Annotated in this window: 22 protein-coding genes; 13 read left to right on the top strand and 9 right to left on the bottom strand. The window is 72.7% G+C overall.

Features of this window, described 5'->3' with window-relative positions:
• Nucleotides 1-13: 13 nt before the first annotated feature.
• A complete protein-coding gene (locus OG802_RS06570; protein ID WP_329408080.1) occupies nucleotides 14-940 on the bottom strand; it encodes a DMT family transporter in 927 nt (308 codons plus the stop codon).
• Here OG802_RS06570 and OG802_RS06565 point away from each other — a divergent pair.
• The 3 genes from OG802_RS06565 (at nucleotide 939) to OG802_RS06555 (ending at nucleotide 3,553) form a co-directional block, all read left to right on the top strand.
• Nucleotides 939-2,390, top strand: a complete 1,452-nt coding sequence (locus OG802_RS06565; RefSeq protein WP_329408079.1) for an aminotransferase-like domain-containing protein — start codon at nucleotides 939-941, stop codon at nucleotides 2,388-2,390. The two genes, OG802_RS06570 and OG802_RS06565, sit on opposite strands and share 2 nt — an antisense overlap.
• A 27-nt stretch (nucleotides 2,391-2,417) precedes the next feature.
• The gene (locus tag OG802_RS06560; RefSeq protein WP_329408077.1) at nucleotides 2,418-2,855 is read left to right on the top strand and encodes a GNAT family N-acetyltransferase; all 438 of its coding nucleotides are present in this window, start codon (nucleotides 2,418-2,420) and stop codon (nucleotides 2,853-2,855) included.
• Between the two features lie 104 nt (nucleotides 2,856-2,959).
• Nucleotides 2,960-3,553 (top strand): histidine phosphatase family protein, encoded by a 594-nt coding sequence (locus OG802_RS06555; RefSeq protein WP_329408075.1) that lies wholly within the window; start codon nucleotides 2,960-2,962, stop codon nucleotides 3,551-3,553.
• Here OG802_RS06555 and OG802_RS06550 read toward each other — a convergent pair.
• On the bottom strand, nucleotides 3,535-3,978 hold the full coding sequence (locus tag OG802_RS06550; protein WP_329408073.1) for a DUF6314 family protein: 444 nt from the start codon (nucleotides 3,976-3,978) through the stop codon (nucleotides 3,535-3,537). The two genes, OG802_RS06555 and OG802_RS06550, sit on opposite strands and share 19 nt — an antisense overlap.
• A gap of 135 nt (nucleotides 3,979-4,113) precedes the next feature.
• On the opposite strand from OG802_RS06550, the gene OG802_RS06545 reads away from it, so the two are divergent.
• From OG802_RS06545 to OG802_RS06520, 6 genes are all read left to right on the top strand, one after another.
• Nucleotides 4,114-6,597, top strand: coding sequence for an alpha-L-arabinofuranosidase C-terminal domain-containing protein (locus tag OG802_RS06545; protein ID WP_329408071.1), 2,484 nt, complete (start codon nucleotides 4,114-4,116; stop codon nucleotides 6,595-6,597).
• Nucleotides 6,598-6,900: 303 nt separating this feature from the next.
• A complete protein-coding gene (argC, locus tag OG802_RS06540; RefSeq protein ID WP_329408069.1) occupies nucleotides 6,901-7,929 on the top strand; it encodes an N-acetyl-gamma-glutamyl-phosphate reductase in 1,029 nt (342 codons plus the stop codon).
• 88 nt (nucleotides 7,930-8,017) lie between these two features.
• A complete protein-coding gene (gene argJ, locus OG802_RS06535; RefSeq protein WP_329408067.1) occupies nucleotides 8,018-9,169 on the top strand; it encodes a bifunctional glutamate N-acetyltransferase/amino-acid acetyltransferase ArgJ in 1,152 nt (383 codons plus the stop codon).
• Nucleotides 9,166-10,071, top strand: a complete 906-nt coding sequence (gene argB / locus OG802_RS06530; RefSeq protein ID WP_329408065.1) for an acetylglutamate kinase — start codon at nucleotides 9,166-9,168, stop codon at nucleotides 10,069-10,071. The genes argJ and argB overlap by 4 nt, the downstream gene beginning before the upstream one ends.
• A complete protein-coding gene (locus tag OG802_RS06525; protein ID WP_329408063.1) occupies nucleotides 10,068-11,267 on the top strand; it encodes an acetylornithine transaminase in 1,200 nt (399 codons plus the stop codon). The genes argB and OG802_RS06525 overlap by 4 nt, the downstream gene beginning before the upstream one ends.
• 7 nt (nucleotides 11,268-11,274) lie before the next feature.
• Complete coding sequence (locus OG802_RS06520; RefSeq protein WP_329408061.1) at nucleotides 11,275-11,820, top strand: arginine repressor; 546 nt, start codon at nucleotides 11,275-11,277, stop codon at nucleotides 11,818-11,820.
• Between the two features lie 247 nt (nucleotides 11,821-12,067).
• Here the strand turns inward: OG802_RS06520 and OG802_RS06515 are convergent, their stop codons facing one another.
• The 6 genes from OG802_RS06515 to OG802_RS06490 form a co-directional block, all read right to left on the bottom strand.
• Nucleotides 12,068-12,856 carry an FAD:protein FMN transferase gene (locus OG802_RS06515; RefSeq protein WP_329416966.1) on the bottom strand — a complete coding sequence of 263 codons (789 nt, stop codon included), beginning with the start codon at nucleotides 12,854-12,856 and terminating at the stop codon, nucleotides 12,068-12,070.
• Between the two features lie 4 nt (nucleotides 12,857-12,860).
• Nucleotides 12,861-13,973 carry an FMN-binding protein gene (locus tag OG802_RS06510; protein WP_329408059.1) on the bottom strand — a complete coding sequence of 371 codons (1,113 nt, stop codon included), beginning with the start codon at nucleotides 13,971-13,973 and terminating at the stop codon, nucleotides 12,861-12,863.
• Nucleotides 13,974-14,031: 58 nt separating this feature from the next.
• A complete protein-coding gene (locus tag OG802_RS06505; protein WP_329408057.1) occupies nucleotides 14,032-15,414 on the bottom strand; it encodes a ferredoxin reductase family protein in 1,383 nt (460 codons plus the stop codon).
• Nucleotides 15,415-15,590: 176 nt separating this feature from the next.
• On the bottom strand, nucleotides 15,591-16,325 hold the full coding sequence (locus tag OG802_RS06500; RefSeq protein WP_329408055.1) for a L,D-transpeptidase family protein: 735 nt from the start codon (nucleotides 16,323-16,325) through the stop codon (nucleotides 15,591-15,593).
• An 80-nt stretch (nucleotides 16,326-16,405) separates the two neighbouring features.
• Nucleotides 16,406-16,987 carry a pyridoxamine 5'-phosphate oxidase family protein gene (locus OG802_RS06495; protein ID WP_329408053.1) on the bottom strand — a complete coding sequence of 194 codons (582 nt, stop codon included), beginning with the start codon at nucleotides 16,985-16,987 and terminating at the stop codon, nucleotides 16,406-16,408.
• A gap of 181 nt (nucleotides 16,988-17,168) precedes the next feature.
• The gene (locus OG802_RS06490) at nucleotides 17,169-18,077 is read right to left on the bottom strand and encodes a hypothetical protein (RefSeq protein ID WP_329408051.1); all 909 of its coding nucleotides are present in this window, start codon (nucleotides 18,075-18,077) and stop codon (nucleotides 17,169-17,171) included.
• A 229-nt stretch (nucleotides 18,078-18,306) separates the two neighbouring features.
• Between OG802_RS06490 and argH the strand changes: the two genes are divergently transcribed.
• The 4 genes from argH (at nucleotide 18,307) to OG802_RS06470 (ending at nucleotide 23,278) form a co-directional block, all read left to right on the top strand.
• Nucleotides 18,307-19,740, top strand: coding sequence for an argininosuccinate lyase (gene argH / locus OG802_RS06485; RefSeq protein WP_329408048.1), 1,434 nt, complete (start codon nucleotides 18,307-18,309; stop codon nucleotides 19,738-19,740).
• 241 nt (nucleotides 19,741-19,981) lie between these two features.
• A complete protein-coding gene (locus OG802_RS06480) occupies nucleotides 19,982-20,953 on the top strand; it encodes an aldo/keto reductase (protein WP_329408045.1) in 972 nt (323 codons plus the stop codon).
• A gap of 145 nt (nucleotides 20,954-21,098) precedes the next feature.
• Nucleotides 21,099-21,740 carry a TetR/AcrR family transcriptional regulator gene (locus OG802_RS06475; RefSeq protein WP_329408043.1) on the top strand — a complete coding sequence of 214 codons (642 nt, stop codon included), beginning with the start codon at nucleotides 21,099-21,101 and terminating at the stop codon, nucleotides 21,738-21,740.
• A gap of 14 nt (nucleotides 21,741-21,754) precedes the next feature.
• Nucleotides 21,755-23,278: an MFS transporter gene (locus OG802_RS06470; protein WP_329408041.1), complete on the top strand. Its 1,524-nt coding sequence runs from the start codon at nucleotides 21,755-21,757 to the stop codon at nucleotides 23,276-23,278.
• A gap of 553 nt (nucleotides 23,279-23,831) precedes the next feature.
• Here the strand turns inward: OG802_RS06470 and OG802_RS06465 are convergent.
• Nucleotides 23,832-24,503: a lysophospholipid acyltransferase family protein gene (locus tag OG802_RS06465; RefSeq protein ID WP_329416965.1), complete on the bottom strand. Its 672-nt coding sequence runs from the start codon at nucleotides 24,501-24,503 to the stop codon at nucleotides 23,832-23,834.
• Nucleotides 24,504-24,594 lie beyond the last annotated feature (91 nt).

Genomic DNA, 24,594 nt, shown 5'->3' with positions numbered 1-24,594 from the left:
GGGCGGCTCGTGGTCAGCCGCGCGCCCGCTGGGTGACGGCGATGCAGACGACGACGGCCGCGGCCGTCAGCGGCGCGGCGGGCGTGAGGTGCTCGCCCAGCAGCAGCACCGACCACACCAGTGTGAGCAGCGGCTGCGCCAACTGCAACTGGCTGGCCCGGGGGACTCCGATGGCCGCCATGCCCCGGTACCAGACGACCAGCCCGAGGAACTGCGAGCCGGCGGCGACCCACAGCAGTCCGGCCACGCTGTGCGCGGTGAGGCGGACGGGTTCCACGGCGAGGGCGAGCGCGGCGGCGGGCAGCGTGAGGGGCAGGCAGAGCACCAGCGCCCAGCCGATCACCTGCCAGCCCGGCATCACCCGGGCCAGCCGACCGCCCTCGGTGTAGCCGGCCGCGCACACCAGCAGCGCCCCGAACAGATAGAGGTCGGCGGTGGTCAGGGCCCCGCCGCTCTGCTGCACGGTGAACGCGGCCACCGCGGCCGCGCCGGCCAGGGCCGCCGCCCAGAAGGCCCGCGACGGGCGGGCGCCCGTGCGCAGGGCGGACAGGAGCGCGGTCGTCAGCGGCAGCAGACCCACCACGACGGCCGCGTGCGCGGTCGTGGACGTCCGCAGCGCGAGCGTGGTCAGCAGGGGGAACCCGACGACGACCCCGCCGGCGACGACGGCGAGCCCGGCCCAGTGCCGCCGGGCGGGCGGCGCGATCCTCAGGGAGAGCAGACACACCCCGGCGATCAGCGCGGCCAGGACGCTGCGCACCGCCACCAGCGCCCAGGGGCCGAAGCCCTCCAGGCCCCAGGCGGTGGCCGGGAACGTCAGCGAGAAGGCGACGACGCCGAGAGCGGCCTGGAGGGTGCCGGGACCGCTCCGCCCTTCGGCGGGGTCCGGGATGCTGACCGCTATCGGCGACGGCGCGATAGCGCTACTCTGTGTCTTCATGCATGAGCGTAGCAGTGTGGGTGAACTGGTGGAACGCCTGCGTGAGGAGTTCGACCGCTACTCGCCGGGTGGGAAGCTGCCGTCGAGCCGGGCCCTGGTCGAGAGATACCGGGTGAGCCCGGTGACCGTCTCGCGGGCGCTGGCGCACCTCGCCGCCGAGGGGCTCGTGGCCACCCGCCCCGGCGCGGGCGCCTTCCGGGCCCGCCCGTCGCACACCGCCGCTCCCGCCGGCGACACCTCCTGGCAGGAGGTGTCGCTGAGCGCGGACGGGACGGGCGACCTCGTCCCGCGCTCGGTGGACGCCTCGGGCGTCACGGTCTCGCTGTCCGCCCCGCCGCCCGGAGTGATCGAGTTCAACGGCGGCTACCTCCACCCCTCGCTCCAGCCGGAGCGGGCCATGGCCGCGGCCCTGGCCCGTGCGGGCCGCCGGCCCGGCGCCTGGGGACGGCCGCCGATGGAAGGGCTGCCGGAGCTGCGCGACTGGTTCGCACGCACCGTCGGCGGCCCGGTCACCGCGGCCGAGGTCCTGGTCAGCGGCGGCGGCCAGGCCTCGCTGACCACCGCGCTGCGCGCCCTGGCCCCGCCCGGCGCGCCGGTGCTGGTGGAGTCCCCGACCTACCCCGGCATGCTGGCGATCGCCCGCTCCTCGGGGCTGCGGCCGGTCCCGGTCCCGGTCGACCCGGACGGCGTCAGGCCGGACCTGCTCGCCGACGCGTTCCGGGCGAGCGGCGCCCGCGTCTTCGTCTGCCAGCCGCTGTTCCAGAACCCCACCGGCGCCGTCCTCGCCGCCGGCCGGCGGGCCGAGGTGCTGCGCATCGCCCGGGAGGCGGGCGCGTTCGTCGTGGAGGACGACTTCGTGCGCCGTCTCGCGCACGAGGACGCCGGCCCGCTGCCGCGCCCGCTCGCCGCCGAGGACCCCGACGGCGTCGTCGTCCACGTGGGCTCGCTGACCAAGGCGACCTCGCCGAGCTTCCGGGTCAGCGCCCTGGTGGCCCGCGGCCCGGTGCTGGAGCGGCTGCGCGCCATCCAGGTCGTCGACAGCTTCTTCGTGCCCCGCCCGTTGCAGGAGGCGGCCCTCGAACTCGTCGGCTCGCCGGCCTGGCCGCGCCACCTGCGCTCCGTCGCGGCCGAGCTGCGGGCCCGGCGGGACGCGATGGCCGCGGCCCTGCGGCTGCGGCTGCCCCGCCTCGCCCTGCCGCACATCCCGTCCGGCGGCTACCACCTGTGGCTGCGCCTGCCGGACGGCACGGACGAGGCGGCCTTCACCGCCGCCGCGCTGCGCGCCGGGGTCGCCCTCACGCCGGGCAGGCCCTACTTCAGCGCCGAACCCCCCGCCGCCCACGTCCGGCTGAGCTTCGCCGCCGTCGCCGGGACGCAGGAGATCGCGGAGGGCGTGCGGCGGCTGGAGGCCGCGTGCGCGGAGGCGCTGCCCGCAAACCGTTCGACATGACGTCCCGCGCGCTGTGAGGATCCCGCCATGAGCGACGCACCAGGCTTCCCCGACGGCTACGAGATGTCCACCGACCCCGACCGCATCGACGTCGCCCGCGTGCACCGCTGGCTCTCGTCCGACGCGTACTGGGCGATCGGGCGGACCCTGGACAAGCAGGAACGGGCGACGGCGGGCTCGCTCAACTTCGGGGTGTACGACACGGCGTCCGGCGAGCAGGTCGCCTACGCCCGCGTGGTGACCGACCTGGCCACCTTCGCCTGGCTGTGCGACGTGTACGTCGACCCGGCCGCGCGCGGCAAGGGGCTCGGCACCGCGCTGACCGAGGCGGTGCGCGACCACCTCACGCCGTACGGGCTGCGCCGCATCCTGCTCGCCACGCACGACGCGCACGGCGTGTACGAGAAGGCCGGTTTCCGGCCGCTCGCGGCGCCCGACCGGTGGATGGCGCTCGTTTTCGAGTGACTTGCCCTGTGGTGTCCAGACCTTCGGCCAAGGTTCGGCCCAGTCGTGACAACTAGCGGATAACACCTCTTGACCTGCGCACTTCCGCGGCTCACCATCGCCGCATGCCACTTCGGGTCACGTTCGTCGCCGCCGCTCGCAGCTCCTCGCTGCTCGCGGAGCGCTTCGAGGACGACCGCCCGCTGGACCAGCCGGGCTGGGACGAGGTGCAGCGGGCGGTGCCCGATCTCCTGCCGCTCGCCGCCGCCGGCCTGCGGTACTGCTCGCCCACCCCGCGCAGCCGCGCGACCGGCGACGCCCTCGGGTACGCGCCCCTGGTGCAGCTCGCGCTGCGCGACTGCGACATGGGCCGCTGGCGCGGTCTCACGCTCGGCGAGGCGATGGCCCGGGAACCGCAGGCGGTGGACGCCTGGCTGGCCGACCCGCTGGCGACCCCGCACGGCGGCGAGTCCCTGCTGGACTTCGTCACGCGGGTGGGCGACTGGCTCGACACCCGGCCCGTCGGCGACGGCGACAAGATCGTCGCGGTGGCCGAGCCCAGCGTGATCCGCGCCGCCGTGGTCTACGTGCTCAAGGCGCCGCCCGCGACGTACTGGAACATCGACGTACGCCCCCTGTCGGCGACCACCGTGACCGGCCGGGGCGGGCGCTGGAACCTGCGCCTCGAAGGGGTGCCGGTTCAGCCGACGCGCGTGTAGCGGGTCGTCAGCAGCAGGTCCTTGGCCGGACCGCCCACCCGCCACACCGTCCGCCAGCGGTCCGCGTCCGCGACGGTGTACTCGACCCGGTAGAGGTCGGCCGCGCAGGGGTGCTCGCTCGTGTGCCGTCCGGTCGTCAGGTCCAGGTCGTGGAAGGGACGGCCGTCGGCGAACCGGACGTCCGCCGCGCCGGGCGCCGGCCCCGGCAGGAAGCGCAGGGTGCGCTCGGCCGGCCGGGCGACGCCCCGCCAGGTGAACGTGCCGCTCTCCCGGTGCAGCAGCCCGCCGCCGTCGAGCGGCGCGAAGACGGTCGTGCCCGTGAACGCGCCCGTGTCCCCGCTCGCGAGGTCCCGCACGGACCGCTCCGTCCGCCAGCTCCCGGCCAGATGGGCCAGCACGTCGGTCACTGGCCAGAACTCGCCCATCACCGTTCACTCCCGAAACTTCCGCTGCCGCGCGACCCATTGACGCTCCCCGGCCCCCTCCCTATCTTGCCGTTCGAAGTGCTGATCAGCGTCCGGTATCTCGAACATTCGTGCACGCAGAGCCTCGGAGCATCCATGTCACGCAGCACCGTCCGACTGAGACTCGGTCTCGGGGCGAGCGCCCTCCTGCTGGCCGCGGGAGCGGTCCCGGCCCCCGCGCAGGCCGCCGGCGCCACCGACTACACCCTCGCCGTCGACCCCGCCGCCAAGGGCGCGAAGATCGGCGACACGATGTACGGCGTCTTCTTCGAGGACATCAACCGGGCCGCCGACGGCGGTCTGTACGCCGAACTCGTGCAGAACAGGTCCTTCGAGTACGCCCCCGTCGACAACGGGTCGTACACCCCGCTGACCTCCTGGACGGTCGGCGGCTCCGCCCGGGTCCTCGACGACGCCGGGCGCCTCAACGACCGCAACCGCGCCTACCTGTCCCTGGACGCCGGATCGTCCGTCACCAACTCCGGCTACAACACCGGCATCCGGGTCGAGCAGGGCAAGAAGTACGACTTCTCGGTCTGGGCCCGCGCCGGGCACGGCAGCACCCTCACCGTGAGCCTCCAGGACGCCGGCGGCACGCTCGCCCCCGCCCGCCGGGTGGCCGTGCGCGCCGGCGGCTGGGTCCGGTACCGGACGTCCTTCACCGCGGCCCGCACCAGCGGCGACGGCCGGCTGACGGTCGGCTCCTCGGCCGCGGCCGCCCTCGACATGGTCTCCCTGTTCCCCCGCGACACCTACAAGCACGAGCCCAACGGCCTGCGCAAGGACCTCGCCGAGAAGGTCGCCGCCCTGCACCCGGGCTTCGTGCGCTTCCCGGGCGGCTGCCTGGTGAACACCGGTTCCATGCAGGACTACAGCGAGGCGTCCGGCTGGCAGCGTGCCCGGTCCTACCAGTGGAAGGACACCGTCGGCCCCGTCGAGGAGCGCGCGGTCAACTCCAACTTCTGGGGCTACAACCAGAGTTACGGACTCGGCTACTACGAGTACTTCCGCTTCGCCGAGGACGTCGGCGCGATGCCGCTGCCCGTGGTCCCCGCCCTGGTCACCGGCTGCGGCCAGAACAAGGCGGTGGCCGACGGGGCGCTGCTGAAACGGCACGTCCAGGACACCCTCGACCTCATCGAGTTCGCCAACGGCCCGGTCACCTCCACCTGGGGCCGCAAGCGCGCGCAGATGGGCCATCCCAAACCCTTCCACCTCACCCACCTCGAGGTCGGCAACGAGGAGAACCTCCCGGCCGAGTTCTTCGCCCGCTTCCAGGAGTTCCGCGCCGCCGTCGCGGCCAGGTACCCGGACGTCACCGTCGTCTCCAACTCCGGCCCCGACGACTCCGGTGCGACCTTCGACACGGCCTGGCAGCTCAACCGCGCCGGCAAGGTCGACATGGTCGACGAGCACTACTACAACAGCCCGCAGTGGTTCCTGCAGAACAACGACCGCTACGACTCCTACGACCGCGGCGGCCCCAAGGTCTTCCTCGGCGAATACGCCTCACAGGGCAACGCCTTGCAGAACGGCCTGGCCGAAGCCGCGTTCATGACCGGCCTGGAGCGCAACGCCGACGTCGTCCAGCTCGCCTCCTACGCGCCGCTGTTCGCCAACGAGGACTACGTCCAATGGCGTCCGGACCTGGTGTGGTTCAACAACCACGCCTCCTGGAACTCGGCCAACTACGAGGTGCAGAAGCTGTTCATGACCAACGTGGGCGACCGCGTGGTCCCGTCCACGGCCAGCGGCACCCCGTCCCTCCAGGGCCCGATCACCGGCGCCGTCGGCCTCTCCACCTGGGCGACCGCCGCCGCCTACGACGACGTGCGGGTGACCGGCGCGGACGGCGCCACGCTGCTGAGCGACGACTTCTCCGGCGACGCCTCGCGATGGACGCACACCGGCGGCGGCGACTGGTCGCTCCAGGACGGGCAGTACGCGCAGACCGACACCGCCGCCGAGAACACCATGGTCTCGGCCGGCGACCCCGCCTGGCACGACTACGACCTTCAGGTGAAGGCCACCAAGAAGTCCGGCAAGGAAGGCTTCCTCGTCGCGTTCGGCGTCAAGGACACCGGCAACTACTACTGGTGGAACCTGGGCGGCTGGAACAACACCCAGTCCGCCGTCGAACAGGCCGTGGACGGCGGCAAGTCGACGCTGATCTCCAAGGCCGGCTCCGTGGAGACCGGCCGCGCCTACGACGTCCACGTCAAGGTGCGGGGCCGCCAGGTCACCCTGTACCTCGACGGCCGGGAGTGGGGCGCCTTCACCGACGACAAGCCCGCCGAGCCGTTCCGCCAGGTCGTCACCGAGGACGGGAAGACCGGCGACCTGATCGTCAAGGTCGTCAACGCCCAGTCCGCCGACGCGCGCACGGCGATCGACCTGGGCCGGGCGAAGGTCGCGTCCAGGGCCCGGGTGACCACGCTCGCGGCCGCGCCGGACGCGGTCAACTCGGAGACGGCGACCGCGGTCGCCCCGGTGACCTCCACGTTCACCGGCGTCGCCCGGAAGTTCACGTACACCTTCCCGGCGAACTCGGTCACCTTCCTGCGCATCGGGCGGCGGTAGCCGGACCCGGCCGGCGGGCGTGGACGGCCGCCGTCCACGCCCGCCAGGCGCCCTTGCGCCGCGACCAGCCCCTCTCGGCCGGCCGATCCGGCACCAGGGGGAAGAAGTGGACCGACAGCAGCACTCCCACGGCGTCGGACCACACCCCCGGCTTACTCCACCGGGTCGTCGTCCTGGCCGAAGCCTTCCGCGATGAAGATGAAGATCGACAGGGGGCGATGCCGCTGCCCGGCGCGTGGACACCGCATGGATTGCATAAACGTGCAACGAAACGTATAGTCATGCCGTCCAGGAGGAGGAGTCATGGTGGTACGTGCGGCGGTGGCCGGAGCGAGCGGGTACGCGGGCGGAGAGCTGCTGCGCCTGCTCCTCGCGCACCCCGAGATCGAGATCGGCGCCCTGACCGGCCATTCCAACGCCGGTCAGAAGCTCGGCGGCCTCCAGCCGCACCTGCTGCCGCTGGCCGACCGCGTGCTCCAGGAGACCGCCCCCGAGGTGCTCGCCGGACACGACGTCGTCTTCCTCGCGCTCCCGCACGGCCAGTCCGCCGCCGTGGCCGAACAGCTCGGCCCGGACGTCCTCGTCGTCGACATGGGCGCCGACTTCCGGCTGAGGAACCCGGCCGACTGGGAGCGGTTCTACGGCAGCGCGCATGCCGGGACCTGGCCGTACGGCCTCCCCGAACTGCCGGGCGGCCGCGCCGCGCTGGAGGGGTCCAGGCGCATCGCGGTCCCCGGCTGCTACCCCACGGCCGTCTCGCTGGCCCTGTTCCCCGCGTACGCCGCCGCCCTCGCCGAGAACGAGGCCGTGATCGTGGCCGCCTCGGGCACCTCCGGCGCGGGCAAGGCCGCCCGGACGCACCTGCTCGGCTCCGAGGTCATGGGCTCCATGTCGCCCTACGGTGTGGGCGGCGTCCACCGGCACACCCCCGAGATGATCCAGAACCTCAGCGCGGCGGCGGGCGAGCCGGTGACGGTGTCCTTCACGCCGACCCTCGCGCCCATGTCCCGCGGCATCCTCGCCACGTGCAGCGCCAAGGCCCGGCCCGGCGTCGGCGCGGAAGCCGTCCGCGCCGCCTACGCCAAGGCCTACGCCGACGAACCGTTCGTCCGCCTCCTCCCCGAGGGGCAGTGGCCCGCCACGGCGTCCGTCTACGGTTCCAACGCCGTCCAGGTGCAGGTCGCCCACGACGAGGCCGCGGGCCGCGTCATCGCCGTCAGCGCCATCGACAACCTGACCAAGGGCACCGCGGGCGGAGCCGTGCAGAGCATGAACATCGCCCTGGGACTCGACGAGAGCACCGGGCTTTCCACGACCGGAGTCGCCCCGTGAGCGGCGCAGCCGCGGCCACCGGGCCGCGGACGACGACGATCGCCGCCGCGCCGCGCCGCGCGGCCGCAGAATCGAACGAGGAGATGCAGTGAGCGTCACGGCAGCCAAGGGATTCACGGCGGCGGGCATCGCCGCCGGGATCAAGGAGAACGGCAACCCGGACCTGGCCCTCGTGGTCAACACCGGGCCGCGCCGAGCGGCCGCGGGCGTCTTCACCTCCAACCGCGTCAAGGCCGCGCCCGTCCTGTGGTCCGAGCAGGTCCTCAAGGGCGGCCAGGTGAGCGCGGTGGTCCTCAACTCCGGCGGCGCCAACGCCTGTACCGGCCCGAAGGGCTTCCAGGACACCCACGCGACCGCCGAGCAGGCCGCCGAGGTGCTCGGGCACAACGCGGCCGAGGTCGCCGTGGCCTCGACCGGCCTCATCGGCGTCCTGCTGCCCATGGACAAGCTGCTGCCCGGCGTCCGGGCCGCCGCCGCACAGCTGTCCGAGCACGGCGGCGAGAAGGCCGCCATCGCCATCAAGACCACCGACACCGTCCACAAGACGTCCGTGGCCCAGGGCGACGGCTGGACCGTCGGCGGCATGGCCAAGGGCGCGGGCATGCTCGCCCCCGGCCTCGCCACCATGCTGGTCGTCCTCACCACCGACGCCGACGCCGACAGCGAGACCCTGGACAAGGCGCTGCGCGACGCCACCCGGGTCACCTTCGACCGCGTCGACTCCGACGGCTGCATGTCCACCAACGACACCGTGCTGCTGCTCGCCTCCGGCGCCTCCGGCGTCACCCCCGGGTACGAGGAGTTCGCCGCCGCCGTGCGCGCCGTCTGCGACGACCTCGGCCAGCAGCTCGTCCGGGACGCCGAGGGCGCCAGCAAGGACATCAGGATCGAGGTTGTGGGCGCCGCCGACGAGGACGACGCCGTCGAGGTCGGCCGCTCCATCGCCCGCAACAACCTCCTCAAGTGCGCCATCCACGGCGAGGACCCCAACTGGGGCCGCGTGCTCTCCGCGATCGGCACGACGAAGGCCGCCTTCGAGCCCGACCGGCTGAACGTCGCCATCAACGGCGTCTGGGTGTGCAAGAACGGCGGCGTGGGCGAGGACCGCGACAAGGTCGACATGCGCTACCGCGAGGTGCACATCGTCGCCGACCTCGCCGCCGGATCCGAGACGGCCACGATCTGGACCAACGACCTGACCGCCGACTACGTCCACGAGAACAGCGCCTACTCCTCATGAGCAACGTGACCCGCAAACACACCGCGCTTCCCAAGGCGCAGATCCTCATCGAGGCGCTGCCCTGGCTGGTACGCCACAACGGCAGGACCGTCGTCATCAAGTTCGGCGGCAACGCCATGATCGACGACGACCTCAAGGCCGCCTTCGCGCAGGACGTCGTCTTCCTGCACCACGCCGGCCTCAAGCCGGTCGTCGTGCACGGCGGCGGCCCGCAGATCAGCGCCGCCCTCGACAAGCACGGCATCGTCAGCGAATTCAAGGCCGGCCTGCGCGTCACCACCGAGGACGCCATGGACGTCGTACGGATGGTGCTCGCCGGGCACGTGCAGCGCGAGCTGGTCGGCCTGCTCAACCAGCACGGGCCGCTCGCCGTCGGACTGACCGGCGAGGACGCCCACACCATCACCGCCACCAGGCACCGGCCCGAGATCGACGGCGAGCAGGTCGACATCGGACGGGTCGGCGAGATCACCGCCATCGACACCGGCGCCATCGAGGCCCTGCTCGCCGACGGCCGCATCCCGGTCGTCTCCTCGATCGCCCGCTCACAGGACGACGGACATGTCTACAACGTCAATGCTGATACGGCGGCTGCGGCACTCGCTGCTGCTCTGGGCGCCGAGACCCTCATGGTCCTCACGGACGTCGAGGGACTCTACGAGGACTGGCCCCACAGCGACGAGGTGATCAGCCGCCTCACGGCCGCGCAGCTGGAGAAGCTGCTGCCGGACCTCAGCTCCGGCATGGTCCCGAAGATGGAGGGCTGTCTGCACGCCGTCCGCAACGGCGTGAACACCGCCCGGGTCATCGACGGACGGGTCCAGCACTCGATCCTGCTGGAGATCTTCACCGACGAGGGAATCGGCACGATGGTCGTGCCCGACGGACAGGGGGAGCCGTGAGCGACGCCAACCAGGAGCTGACCGCGCGGTGGCAGGGCGCGTTCATGCACAACTACGGCACCCCGCTGCTGCCCCTGGCGCGCGGCGCGGGCAGCCGGGTCTGGGACGCCGACGGCAAGGAATACCTCGACTTCGTCGGCGGCATCGCCGTCAACGCGCTCGGCCACGCCCACCCGGCCGTCGTGGACGCGGTGAGCCGGCAGATCGCGTCCCTCGGCCACATCTCCAACTTCTTCATGGCCGAGCCGACGGTCGCCCTCGCCGAACGGCTGCTCCAGCACTTCGGCCGGGACGGCAGGGTCTTCTTCTGCAACTCCGGCGCCGAGGCCAACGAGGCCGTCTTCAAGATCGGCCGGCTGACCGGGCGCACGCACGTCGTCGCCACCGAGGGCGCCTTCCACGGCCGGACCATGGGAGCCCTGGCGCTCACCGGGCAGCAGGGCAAGCGCGAGCCGTTCCTGCCGCTGCCGGGCGACGTCACCCACGTGCCGTTCGGCGACGCGCAGGCCCTTGCCGCCACCGTCACCGAGGAGACCGCGCTCGTCGTCCTGGAGCCCGTCCAGGGCGAGCTGGGCGTCGTCGTCCCGCCCCCGGGCTACCTCAAGGCGGCCCGCGCCATCACCGCCGCGACCGGCGCGCTGCTCGTCCTGGACGAGGTGCAGACCGGTGTCGGCCGCACCGGCAACTGGTTCGAGTACCAGGCCCACGAGGGCGTCCTGCCGGACGTCGTGACCCTGGCGAAGGGCCTCGGCGGCGGACTGCCGCTGGGCGCGACCGTCGCCTTCGGCCGGGCGGCGGACCTTTTGCAGCCCGGCCAGCACGGCACGACGTTCGGCGGCAACCCCGTCGCCTGCGCCGCCGGGCTCGCCGTGCTCGACACCATCGAGAACGAAGGGCTGCTCGAGAACGTCAAGCGGCAGAGCGAGACGCTGCGGGACGGGATCACGGGTACGGGGCACCCGTTGATCGATTATGTCCGGGGCGCGGGTCTCCTCCTGGGTATCGTGCTCACCGAGCCCCTCGCGCCCCAGGTGCGCCAGGCGGCTCAGGAGGCCGGGTTCCTGGTGAACGCGCCCGCCCCCGACGTCGTTCGGCTGATGCCGCCGCTGAACCTGCGCGACGACGAGGTGGAGGCGTTCCTGCGGGCACTGCCCGGCATCCTCGACGCAGCGAACGGGGACGGATCCGGGGAATGAGACGACGATGAGCCAGGCGCAGGACCATGACCAGGCCGGAGCGGGCGGCGCCGCCGTGCCGCAGACCCGCACCGCGCGTCACCGCCGGATCGTGGACATCCTCAACCGGCAGCCGGTGCGCTCGCAGAGCCAGCTGGCGAAGCTGCTCGCCGACGACGGGCTGAGCGTCACCCAGGCGACGCTGTCGCGGGACCTGGACGAGCTGAACGCCGTCAAGATCCGCAACAACGACGGCGACCTCATCTACGCCGTGCCCAGCGAGGGGGGTTTCCGGACCCCGCGGGCGCCGCTCGGGGAGTCGGCGAAGGAGGAGCGGATGCGGCGGCTGTCGCAGGAGCTGCTCATCTCCGCGGAGGCGTCCGCCAACCTCGTGGTCCTGCGGACCCCTCCGGGGGCCGCCCAGTTCCTCGCCTCGGCCATCGACCAGGCGGAGCTGCACGACATCCTCGGCACCATCGCGGGCGACGACACGCTGCTGCTGATCAGCCGGGAGCCGGCGGGCGGACAGGCGCTGGCGGACCATCTGCTGCGGCTGGCCCAGAACGGGCACTAGGTCCGTTGCGGCGCTGTGACGGTGGGTGACCTCGGCCTCGGTGTTCGGTGCGGGTGGGGGGGGTTCTGCGCAGTTCCCCGCGCCCCTGAAGGGGTTGGTGCCGGGTGGTCGTTCGCGTGCGGGTGGGTGGGGGCTGGTCGCGCGGTTCCCCGCGCCCCTGGGTGGGTGACCTCGGCCTTGGTGTCCGGTGCGGGTGGGTGGGGGCTTTGCGCGGTTGCCCGCGCCCCCCTTCTCCGGGGCCGGGGGTTCAGCCCAGGCGGCGGGCCAGGCCTCCCGTGCAGCGGACCTCGTCGCCCGCCGTGATCAGCAGCGCCTCGACGTCCGGGAGCGCCTCCAGCCACGCCAGCGCCTCCCGCGACCCCATCGCGAACGCCGCCGTCGCCCAGCAGTCCGCCCAGGTCAGCCGGGGCGTCACCACGGTCACGGCCACCAGGTCCGTCACCGCGGAGCGGCCCGTGCGAGGGTCGACGATATGGGCGCCGCGTTCCGCCGTGCCCGACGTGGCGACCGCCAGTTCGTCCGCGCCCGCCGCCGACACCACGGCCGCCAGGCCGCCCGGCCGCAGGGGGTCGGACACCCCGACCCGCCACGGCCGCTCCGGGCCGGGAACGCCCAGCAGCTGCACGTCCCCGCCGCCGTTGACGCTGACCCCGCTCGCGCCCGCCGCCGAGATCAGCCGGGCCGCGCGCTCGGCGGCCCAGCCCTTGACGACGCCGGTCGGGTCCAGCCGGCCCTGGTAGCGCATGCTGAACCAGCCCTCGCTGACCCGTTCCGCCTCCTCGCCCAGCGCCAGTACCTCGGCGACCTCGGGGTCGCACTTCCCGGCGGTCAGTTCACCGCGCGCCAGCCGGGACACCTGACTGTCCTCGCGGTAGGTGCTGAACACCTCGTTCACCCGGTGCAGGGAGGCGATCGCCTCCTCCAGCGCCGCCCGCACCGGCTCGGGCTCGCCGCCGCGGACGTCGAAGGAGAAGACGGTCCCCATGACCTCTTCGGCATGCCGCATCACGGCGGGGGCGGGGGCGGGCTCCGTCACGGTGTCAGCCACCGGCCTGGTCCAGCGCCGACTGAAGCGACTTCTTGTAGCCCTCGCTGGTGTAGGTGGCGCCGGAGACGGAGTCGATGTCGGCGCTGCCCTTGGCGACGGCCTCCTGGTTGAGCTTGGGGACGGACAGTTCGGTCTTCTGGTCGCTGGTGCCGCCCTTGGGGGCCTGGACCGCCTCCGCCTTGGTGATCTTGCCGCCGGCGACCGTGATCCGGACCTGGACCGGCCCGTACTGCGTCTGCTGGACGGCGCCCGTGACGGTCTTGGCCTGTGCGGCGCCCGCCGAGGATCCCGCGTTCCCGGAGCCCGACGCGGAGCCGGACCCCGAGCCGCCCTTCGCCTTCGCCTGGTCCAGCGCCGACTGAAGCGACTTCTTGTAGCCCTCGCTGGTGTAGGTGGCGCCGGAGACGGAGTCGATGTCGGCGCTGCCCTTGGCGACGGCCTCCTGGTTGAGCTTGGGGACGGACAGTTCGGTCTTCTGGTCGCTGGTGCCGCCCTTGGGGGCCTGGACCGCCTCCGCCTTGGTGATCTTGCCGCCGGCCACCGTGATCCGGACCTGCACGGTTCCGTACTGCGTCTGGACCGCCGCGCCGGTGAAGGCCCCCGAGGCCTGCGCGCTGCCCGACCCCTGGGAGGACCCGGGCCCCGGCCGGGCGCTCGCGTTCGCCTTGTCGATCGCCGACTGAAGCGACTTCTTGTAGCCCTCGCTGGTGTAGGTCGCCCCCGAGACGGTGTCGATGTCGGGGCTCTGCTCGGCGACGACGGCGGCGTTGAGCTTGGGCACCGCCAGCGCCGTCTTCTGATCGCTGGTGCCGCCCTTGGGGGCCTGGACCGCCTCCGCCTTGGTGATCTTGTTCGCGACCACGGTGATCCGGACCTGAACGGCCCCGTACTGCGTCTGGACGGCGTCGCCGGTCATCGTGCCGGTCACCGGCGCGCCGGCTCCGCCCTGCGCCGCTTCCTGCGCCGCCGCCGCGCCCGTCCCCGAGCCCGCGGCCTGCGCGGAAGCGGGGTCGGACGACGGCTTCAGCGACAGCAGCAGCACGATCCCTGACACGGTGGCGGCGGTGGCCAGCACGACCCGCCGAAGAGGGTGGCTCTTCCTCATCGCTTGACTGAGCTCCTGGTTCCGGTTGGTGGGCGAGGTTCCCGTGCGTACGGGTCGCTCACATCTCGAACGACTCGTGGTGGATGCGGCGGGCGGGAACCCCGGCGCCGCGCAGTGCCTCGTGCACGCCCTGGGCGAACCCGTTCGGCCCGCACATGAAGACGTCGTGGTTCTCGATGTCGGGGATCTTGCGCTGGAGGGACTCCGACGAGATGTCGGGGCGCTCCCCGTCGGGGCTGTTGACCGCGTACATCAGCCGCGCCCCGCGCTCGTCGGCGATCTTCGCCAGCTCGTCCCACAGGGCCAGGTCCTGGGTGCTGTTGGCCCGGTAGAGGAGAGTGATGTCACCGGCTCCGCCCGGCAGCGTCTCGAACAGCGCCCGCATCGGCGTGATGCCGACCCCGCCGGCCACCAGCAGCACCTTGCCGCGGCTGCGCCGGGACGCCGTCATCGCACCGTACGGACCCTCGGCCCACACCTTGGTGCCGGGCGTCAGCTCGCGCAGCGCCGCACTGTGGTCGCCGATCGCCTTGACGGTGATCCGCAGCAGCTCCGGGCGGGGCGCCGCCGACAGCGAGTACGGGTGGGAGCTGAGGCGCATCCCCGGCGCCATGAACCGCCAGCGGAAGAACTGTCCGGCCTCCGCGCCCATCCGGTGCAGTTTGCGGCCGCCGATCAGCACGGACACGATGCCCGGCGTCTCCTCGATGACGGCCTCGACGTACATGCGGTGACGCAGGTTCAGCCGGAGCGGGGTGATGACCCGGTACCAGACGACGAGCGCGGTGACCGACCCGTACAGCGCGTACCAGGCGGTCTTCGCGGTCGGTTCGACGGCGAAGTCGTTGCCGGTGGTGATCTGGTGCCAGAAGGTCAGGAACACGGCCCCGTACGTCAGCAGGTGGATGTGGTACCAGGTGTCGTACGGCATCCGCCGGCGCACCGGCGCGATCGAGACCAGCCCGATCAGCAGGAAGAGGCCGGTGCCGATGGCCGCCTTGCCCATGTCGGGCAGCTGCTCGACGGAGTCGACCGTCTGCTGGACGATGTCCCCCAGCGTCTTGCCGGCCTGCAGCGCGTACCCCCACATGATGAGGAAGACGTGCGCGAAGACCAGGCAGAGCGTGTACCGGCCGCTCATCGCGTGCCAGCGGGCGACCCGGTCCGAGCCCACCCGCCGCTCCAGTGCGGGCACCCGCGCCATCTGCAGCACGACGAGCGCCATCAGGTACCCGGCGAGCAGCCCGGTGATCCGTCCCGCGTTGAGGATCTTGCTGTTGTCGTCCGCGATGTTCGGCGTGTTGCTCCACCACAGCCACAGCACGCCCGCCGCGCCCGCCCACACGGCGAGCAGCAGCGGAACGGCCGGTGAGCGGCGCGGACGGATGCGGCGCATCGTCTGGCGGCGGGCGGCACGGCCGCCGGCGATCGTCGTGGTCACTGTTCCTCCGTGGGTACTGACCCTTGGCCCTCAGATACGGGCCGCGAGCGCGGAGTGTTCATCTGCGCACCGAGACGTCGGGAGCGTTATGGGAGCGGTCCGGGAGCGGGGCGACCGCCGGTAACCCGTGCTCGGGCGCTCGGTCCGGGCCCGCACCGCTCCGGGAGCGCGGCGGCTCAGTACCGGGTGATCGCCGTCGGCCCGGCGGACGTGCCGATCGCGATGTGCGGACGCCCGTCCGGCCGCGCCCAGGCGAGGATCCGGCGCAGCGCGTCCGCGGGGGCCGACACACAGCCCGCCGTCGCTCCCCGCCCGTCGACGTGGAGGAAGATCCCCGCTCCGCGACCGCGCACGGGCCTGTCGTAGTTGAACCCGATCACGAGCGCGTGGGCGTACTGCGTCCGGTACGTCACCAGATGCTCGGACTCGGCGGCACGGCAGTCCGCCGGCCGCGGCTGGGTCCACCGGTTGTAGGCGCCGGACGCGTTGTCCTGGCACCACCAGGAGTCCTGGCGCACGGGACGGTAGGGATACGTCGTCCCGCGCGGCGCGGGCCGCAGCCCGAAGGCGAACGGGAGGCCGTACAGGCCCGTCGGAGTGGTGTTCGTCCCCTGGCGGCGGGCGGCCCCCTCGACCAGCCCGTTCGCGCCGAACCGGGCGGGGGCGGATCCGGCGCGCACCCAGCGGCCGCCCCGCAGGTCCCACCAGGCGAGCGTGCCCGAGGCGCCGTCCGCCTTCGGGGCCACGGCGGTGATCAGCTGGGTCCCGCCGCCGGTGGCCGCCATCCTCGCGGGCAACGGCGTGCCGGCGCCGGGGAGCGGGGCGGCCGGGCCGGAGTGCGGGGCGGCGGCGCCGGGCAGGAGCAGCGAATGCCACAGGAGGACGGCGGCGATGACGGCGGGGGAGCGCATGATCAGACGCTAGGCGCGGGCTCCGGCGTCGGCAGGCGGGGTGGGCCGACCGTGAACGCCGGCGCCCGGGCGGGGGAAGGTCAGAGCGGGCTCAGGGGCAGCGGCAGCCCTGGCAGGCCGTCCAGGCTCGTGGCGATGTGGTCCTTCTTCGCGAAGTAGGCGCTGAGCGAGTCGTCGTCCTCCCGCGCGAACCGCCTGCCGTGCAGCTCGCGGTCCTCGTCGTACGTCATGAACGGCACCGCGTACCCGCAGCTGTCCCGGACGAGTTCGGCGTGCACGACGATGATCGCGCGCAGCCCGTGCCGGGTCGGATCGATGTCGGGGAAGCGGGCGAGCAGCTCCCGGAAGCGGGGGTCGTCGCGGAAGACCGGCTCGCCCCGCCCGTGCACCCGCACGATGTTCGGCGGGCCCTGGAAGGCGCACCACATCAGCGTGATCCGGCCGTTCTCGCGCAGGTGCGCGACGGTCTCCGAGGTGGATCCGGCGAAGTCGAGGTAGGCCACGGTGTGCTCGTCGAGCACCGCGAACGAACCCCGGAGTCCCTTGGGGGAGAGGTTGACCGTGCCGTCGCCCGCCAGCGGCGCGGTCGCGGTGAAGAAGAGGGGCTGCTCCTCGATGAACGTCCGGAGCCTGCCGTCTATGCGCTCATAAGTCTTTCCCATGTCTAATGATTATCCGGGAAAGCCTTTCGTGTGTCTAAGGAGATACGGGATCCGTCCGTCCCGCCGGCTCCGCACGACCGGGAATGCGCGACCGCGAGTATGCGACCGGGTGTGTGCGGACGGGCAGGCGGCCGCCCCGGCCCGGGTCACTCCGGGCGGGGCGGCCACCGGGCCTGTCACGTCACTTGTTCAGCGTGCAGGCGGCGAGGACGTTCAGCCCCTGCGGCTTGGTCCCCTTGCGGCCGATCGAGATGGCGATGCGGTCGATGGTGGACTCGCGCTTGCCCTGGAGCGGGCCGAGGATCGCGTTCTGCACGAAGTTGGGGCCGCCCTGACCGACCGTGTTCTTCAGCCGGGTGTTGGCCTCGTTGATCTGCGTCTGGAGCAGGGCGAGGTTGCGGTCGACCTCGGCCTTGGCGGTGGCGGGCACGGCCGGCAGCTGCGAGGCGACGTCCGGGCAGGTGATCGTGCCGACCGCACCGGCGTTGCCCGCGTTCCCGGCGTTGTTGTTGCCGTTGCCGTTGTTGCCCTGGTTCCCGGCGTTGCCGTTGTTGCCGTTGTTCGCGTTGTTCCCCGCGTTGCCGTTGTTCCCGGCGTTCCCGTTGTTCCCGTTGTTGCCCGTCGCGGGAGCGGCCGCGCCGCCTCCGTTGAGGGCGCACGGGGCCAGCGCGTCGAGGCCGGCCGGCTTGGCCGCCGTGCGGCCGATCGCCGTGGCGATGCGGTTGACGGTCGAGACGCGCTTGTCCTTCAGCGGACCGAGGATCGCGTTCTGCACGAAGTTGGGGCCGCCCTGACCCACGGTGTTCTGCAAGCGCGTGTTGGCCTCGCTGATCTGCGTCTGGAGCAGGGCGAGGTTGCGGTCGACCTCGGCCTTGGCGGAGGCGGGAATCGCCGGCAGCTGCGAGGCCACGTCCGGGCACGTGATGGTGCCGGGACCGGCGGCGAGGGTCTGGGCGTTGGTCGCGCCGCCGCCCTTGGACTCCCCGGCCAGGGCGGTGTTCACCACGACCGCACCGGTCAGAGCCACGGCGACGGCGCCGCCGATGATCGCCACGCGACGCTTGTTGTACTTGGGAAGAGCCCTGGACATGCGGTTGCCTCACTTGGGTCAGGAGTGGGTGTGTGTCAACGCGGCGCCGGCGTTCAGGGGTGAGTACGGGTAAGCGGTTGCCATTGTTCAAGGTGTCTTCGAAAAGTCTTCGGGAGAGGGGTGGGCTTCCCTGTGGGGTGAGGCTGGATTGACGAATCATGCGGAGGTCTGCATACTCATGCATGACGTTGAGGTGCAGCGTTGAGGTCAGCGGTGAGGAGCAGCGCAAGTGAGCAGCAACAGCGGTGACGTAAGGCTCTGGGGCGGCCGTTTCGCCGACGGTCCGGCCGAGGCCCTGGCCAAGCTGTCCGCGTCCGTCCACTTCGACTGGCGGCTCGCGCCCTACGACATCGCCGGATCCCGCGCCCACGCGCGCGTGCTGCACAAGGCGGGCCTGCTCACCGACGACGAGCTGACCCGGATGCTCGACGGACTCGACCTGCTCGAGTCGGACGTCGCCGACGGCTCCTTCGTGGGCACGATCGCCGACGAGGACGTCCACACCGCCCTGGAGCGGGGCCTTCTGGAGCGCCTCGGCCCCGACCTCGGCGGCAAGCTGCGTGCGGGCCGTTCCCGCAACGACCAGGTCGCCACCCTGTTCCGGATGTACCTGCGCGACCACGCCCGGATCATCGGCGGCCTGCTCGCCGAGCTCCAGGACGCCTTCGTCGGCCTGGCGGAGGCCCACCCGGACGTCGCGATGCCCGGCCGCACCCACCTCCAGCACGCCCAGCCGGTCCTCTTCGCCCACCACGTCCTCGCCCATGTGCAGGCGCTGTCCCGGGACGCGGAGCGCCTGCGCCAGTGGGACGAGCGCACGGCCGTCTCGCCGTACGGCTCCGGCGCCCTCGCCGGCTCCTCCCTCGGCCTGGACCCGGAGGCGGTCGCCAAGGACCTCGGCTTCGAGCACGGCAGCGTCGGCAACTCCATCGACGGCACGGCCTCACGCGACTTCGTCGCCGAGTTCGCCTTCATCACCGCGATGATCGGCGTGAACCTCTCCCGGATCGCCGAGGAGATCATCATCTGGAACACGAAGGAGTTCTCCTTCGTCACCCTCCACGACGCCTTCTCCACGGGCTCGTCGATCATGCCGCAGAAGAAGAACCCCGACATCGCGGAGCTGGCCCGGGGCAAGAGCGGCCGCCTCATCGGCAACCTCACCGGACTGATGGCCACCCTGAAGGCCCTGCCGCTGGCCTACAACCGCGACCTCCAGGAGGACAAGGAGCCGGTCTTCGACTCCTGCGACCAGCTGGAAGTCCTGCTGCCCGCCTTCACCGGCATGATCGCCACCCTCACGGTGCACCGGGAGCGCATGGAGGAGCTGGCCCCGGCCGGGTTCTCCCTGGCCACCGACATCGCCGAGTGGCTCGTCAAGCAGGGTGAGCCGTTCCGCGTCGCGCACGAGGTCGCCGGCGAGTGCGTCAAGGTCGCCGAGGCCGACGGCAAGGAACTGGACGAGCTGACGGACGAGCAGTTCGCGAAGATCTCCGCCCGTCTCACCCCCGAGGTGCGCTCGGTCCTCAACGTCCCCGGCGCCCTCGCCTCCCGCGACGGCCGCGGCGGCACCGCGCCCAGCGCGGTCGCCGTCCAGCTCGCCGAGGTCAAGCGGAACGTGGCGGCCCAGCACGAGTGGGCGACGGCCAAAGCGAAGCGGTAGCCGGCGGCCCGCGCCGCCCTCCCCGGCCAGTCGTCCGAGGCCAAGGGCCGAGGGGCGGGATCCGTCGGGGTCCGTCGGGTCCGTGGGGGTCCGGCGGCCGAGGTCGAGGTCCAGGTCCGAAGGGCGAGGGGCGAGGCCGGCGGCGGTCCCGATTCCGGGTCCGGGGTCCGGGGCCGGTGTCCGGGGGCGCGGGATACGTTGGTCGGGAGCCGTACCGGAGCCGACCCCCACGGAGCCCGCGATGCCCTTCGCCCGCCTGGCCGCCGCAACGACCCCCACCTGCCACATCGGCTTCGGCCTCGCCGCCGTCGGCCGTCCCGGCTACATCACCCTCGGCCGGGACGGGGACCTCGGAGCGGACCGCAGCGTCGAGGCGTTGCGCGCCCGCACCCATGAACTCCTCGACGCGGCCTACGCCCAGGGCGTGCGCTACTTCGACGCGGCCCGCTCCTACGGCCGTTCCGAGGAGTTCCTGGCCGACTGGCTGAAGGCCCGGCCCGACGTCGCCGACGTCGTCGTCGGCAGCAAGTGGGGCTACACCTACACCGCGGGCTGGACCACGGACGCGGAGCGGCACGAGGTCAAGGACCACGGGCTCGCCACATACGAACGGCAGCGCGCCGAGACGGCCGCACTGCTCGGCGACCGGCTCGACCTCTACCAGATCCACTCGGTGACCCCGGACAGTCCGGCCCTCACCGACAAGGAACTCCACGCGAAGCTGGCCGAGGCCGCCGCCCGGGGACTCACCGTCGGCTTCTCGACCAGCGGCCCCGAGCAGGCCGCCGCCGTCCGGGCCGCCCTGGCCGTCACGGTCGACGGCGAACCCCTCTTCCGCACCGTCCAGTCGACGTACAACGCGCTGGAGACCTCGGCCGGTCCCGCCCTCGCCGAGGCGCACGACGCCGGCCTCACGGTGATCGTGAAGGAGGGCATGGCCAACGGCCGTCTCGCCGGTCCCCACGCGCCGGACGCCCTGAAGCAGGTCGCCGCCGAGGCCTCCCTCGGGTGCGATGCCGTCGCGCTCGCCCTGGTCCTGCGCAGGCCCTGGGCCGGCGTCGTCCTCTCCGGCGCCGCGACGGCCGCGCAGCTCGCCTCCAACCTGCACGCGGCCGTCGTCGACCTGGACGACGACCAGCTGGAGCGGCTCGACGCCCTCGCCGAGGAGCCGCGCGCCTACTGGGAGCAGCGCGGCCGCCTGCCCTGGCACTGACGGAGCGGCCGCCCGCGGCGCAAACCGGTACGCACCCTCACCCCTCACCCGCCCCACCTCCTCACGCTCACCCCGAGCCGTGGGGGCGTGAGGCGTGCGTGCCCGTAGTGAGACAAAGATGTCTCACATGGTCTATGGTTGTCTCATGGCCGTCGACCGTGACCACGTGCTGCGCAGCGCAGCCGCCCTGCTGACCCGTAAGTCCACCGCGACGATGGACGAGGTGGCCAAGGCGGCGGGCATCAGCCGCGCCACACTGCACCGGCACTTCGCCGGACGCGACGCGCTCGTCCGCGCCCTGGAGGCGCTCGGGATCGCCGAGTGCGAGGCCGCCCTGGACGCGGCCCGCCTCGACGACGGCCCGGCGAGCGACGCCGTGCGCAGGCTGGTCGCCGGCATCGAGTCCGCCGCCGGGCTGCTCGCCTTCCTCTACACCGAGAACCAGCTGTTCGAGGGCGAGGAGCAGCACGCGGGCTGGACCCGGATCGACGACCGGATCTCCGCCCTCTTCCGGCGCGGTCAGCTCGGCGGGGAGTTCCGCATCGACCTGACGCCGGCCTGGCTCACCGAGGCCCTGTTCGGCCTGCTGGCCTCGGGCGTCTGGATGGTGCAGAGCGGCAAGGGCGCGCCGCGGGACTTCTCGGGCATGGTCGTCGAACTGCTGCTCGGCGGAGCACTCCGGCACCCCGCGCTCCCACGCGACCCGACGCCACACGACCCGGCCGCCCACGAGCCGGTCCCACCCGAGCAGGCCCCTCATGACCCCGCTCCCCGCGATCCCGCATGACGAAGAGAGGAACCATGACCAGCACCCTGCGGCCGACGGCCACGACGGAGGCGGTGAGGCGCCCGGACCGCTGGCTCGCGCTCTCCGTCCTCGTGCTCGCCGTGCTGCTGGTGGCCGTCGACGCGACCGTCCTCGGTCTCGCGACCCCTTACATCAGCGAGGATCTGGCGCCCTCCGGCACCCAGTTGCTGTGGATCGGGGACGTCTACTCGTTCGTCATCGCCGGTCTGCTCGTCTCCATGGGCAGCCTCGGCGACCGCATCGGCCGCAAGCGGATCCTGCTCGCCGGGGCCACCGCGTTCGGGCTGATATCGGTCCTCAACGCCTACGCGACGTCCCCGGAGACGATGATCGCCGCCCGGGCGCTGCTCGGCGTGGCCGGCGCGACCCTGATGCCCGCCACCCTCGCCCTGATCCGCAACCTCTTCCACGACCCGCGCGAACGCAGCCTGGCGATCGGCATCTGGGGCGCGGCCGCCTCCGCCGGCACCGCGGTCGGGCCGGTCCTGGGCGGTTTCCTGCTGGAGCACTTCTGGTGGGGCTCGGTCTTCCTCATCAACGTGCCGGTGATGGTCGTCCTCGTCCTCGTGGGCGTCAGGACGCTCCCCGAGTCCCGCACCCCGCATCCGGGCCCCTGGGACCTGCCGAGCGTCCTGCTGTCACTGTTCGGCATGATCGGCGTCGTGTACGCCGTCAAGGAGGCCGCCACCCACGGCTTCACCTGGGCCTCGATGGGCACGGGTCTGCTGGGCGCGGCGGCGCTGTGCGGCTTCGTCCGCCGCCAGCTGACCCTCCCGACGCCGCTGCTGGACATGCGGCTGTTCCGCAACCGCGGCTTCAGCGGCGCGGTGCTGGCCGACCTGCTGACCATCCTGGGCCTGTCCGGCCTGGTGTTCTTCCTCTCCCAGTACCTGCAACTGGTCCAGGGCCGCGCTCCGTTCGAGGCGGGGCTGGCCGAACTGCCCGCGGCGGTCGGCGCGGTGGCGGCCGGGCTGGCGGCGGGCCGGGTCGCGCGCCGCTTCTCGGTGCGGGGCGCGGTCAGCGGCGGCCTCGCGGCGATCGGTCTCGCCCTCGCGGCCCTGACGACGGTCGGACCCTCGACCGGCTACCCGGTGCTGGGGGCCGTCCTGCTGGTGGTCGGCGTGGGCGCCGGGATCTCCTTCACGGTGACGGCCGACGTCATCCTGGGCTCGGTGCCGAAGGACCAGGCGGGAGCGGCGTCCGCGGTGTCGGAGACGGCGTACGAACTCGGCGCGGCCCTCGGCATCGCCGTGCTCGGCTCCATCGTGACGGGCGTCTACCGCGGCTTCCCGGCCCCGGCGGGCACTCCGCAAGGGGCGCACGAGTCGCTCGGGGGCGCGGCGGAGGCGGCCGGGCACATGCCCGCGGCCGCGGCGGGCGAGATGCTCGCATCGGCCCGCGGGGCGTTCGTGGACGGCCTGAACACGGCGTCGGGGGTGGGCGCGGCGGTCCTGCTGGCCACGTCGGCGGCGGCCTGGTTCATGCTCCGCAACGAACGCCTGGCCGAACACCCCTGAACCCCGCGCCCACCAGGGGCGTGGGGTCCCTAGTCAGGGGCGCGGGGAACTGCGCGACCAGCCACAACGCACCCGCACCCGAAAACCCGCCCCCGGCGCTCATCAGGGGCGCGGGGAACTGCGCGATCAACCACGACGCACCCGCACCCGAAAACCCGCCCCCGGCGCCCCCGGCGCTCATCAGGGGCGCGGGGAACTGCGCGACCAGCCACAACCCACCCGCATCCGAAGACCCGCCCCGGCGCCCCCGGCGCTTGTCAGGGGCGCGGGGAACTGCGCGATCAACCACGACGCACCCGCACCCGAAAACCCGCCCTCGGCGCACCCGGTGCTTGTCAGGGGCGCGGGGAACTGCGCGATCAACCACGACGCACCCGCACCCGAAAACCCGCCCTCGGCGCACCCGGTGCTTGTCAGGGGCGCGGGGAACTGCGCGACGAGCCACGACGGACCCGCACCCGAAGACCCGCCCCGGCGCCCCCGGCGCCCTCACGCGAGGGACCCGCCCCCAGGACAACTCCCCGAGGACGAACCCCGCCCGACCGCCGGAGGCTTACGCCGCCTTCGCCTTCGTGGCGTACATGTCCACGTACTCCTGCCCGGACAGCAGCATGACCTCGGTCATCACGGAGTCCGTCACGGCGCGCAGCACATAGCGGTCCCGGTCCATCCCGTCGTAGCGGGAGAATTCCATCGCCTCGCCGAAGCGCACGGTGACCCGCCCCGGCCGGGGCATGCCCGCGCCGCCCGGCTGGAGCTTGTCCGTGCCGATCATCGCGAAGGGGACGACCGGCGCGCCGGTCATCAGCGTCAGCCGGGCGATCCCGGTGCGGCCACGGTAGAGGCGGCCGTCGGGGGACCGGGTCCCCTCGGGGTAGATGCCGAAGACCTTCCCCTCCTCCAGCACCCGGCGGCCGGTCATCAGCGCGGCCACGCCTCCGCGGCCGCCGTCGCGGTCCACCGGGATCATGCCCACCCCGGTGAAGAACCAGGCCATGAGACGGCCTTTCAGGCTCTTGCCGGTGACGTACTCGTCCTTGCCGATGAAGTACACCTGCCGGTCGCACACCAGCGGCAGGATCATCGAGTCGATGAAGGTCAGGTGATTGCCCGCCAGGATCACGGGGCCGTCGCCGGGGATGTGCTCCGCGCCCTCGACCTGTGGGCGGAACATCAGGCGCATGATCGGTCCGAGCACTGCCTTGATGAGCGCGAAGCGGGACAACGAGCCCTCCGATGTCAAGGGAAACGGTATGAGTATGTGCAGGTGAGGACTAGGACGATACTCGCGGCCGCGGACCCGGCGCACATCGGGT

This window comes from Streptomyces sp. NBC_00704, from assembly GCF_036226605.1.
Lineage (GTDB): Bacteria > Actinomycetota > Actinomycetes > Streptomycetales > Streptomycetaceae > Streptomyces.
This window is presented reverse-complemented; position numbering and strand designations above follow the sequence as displayed.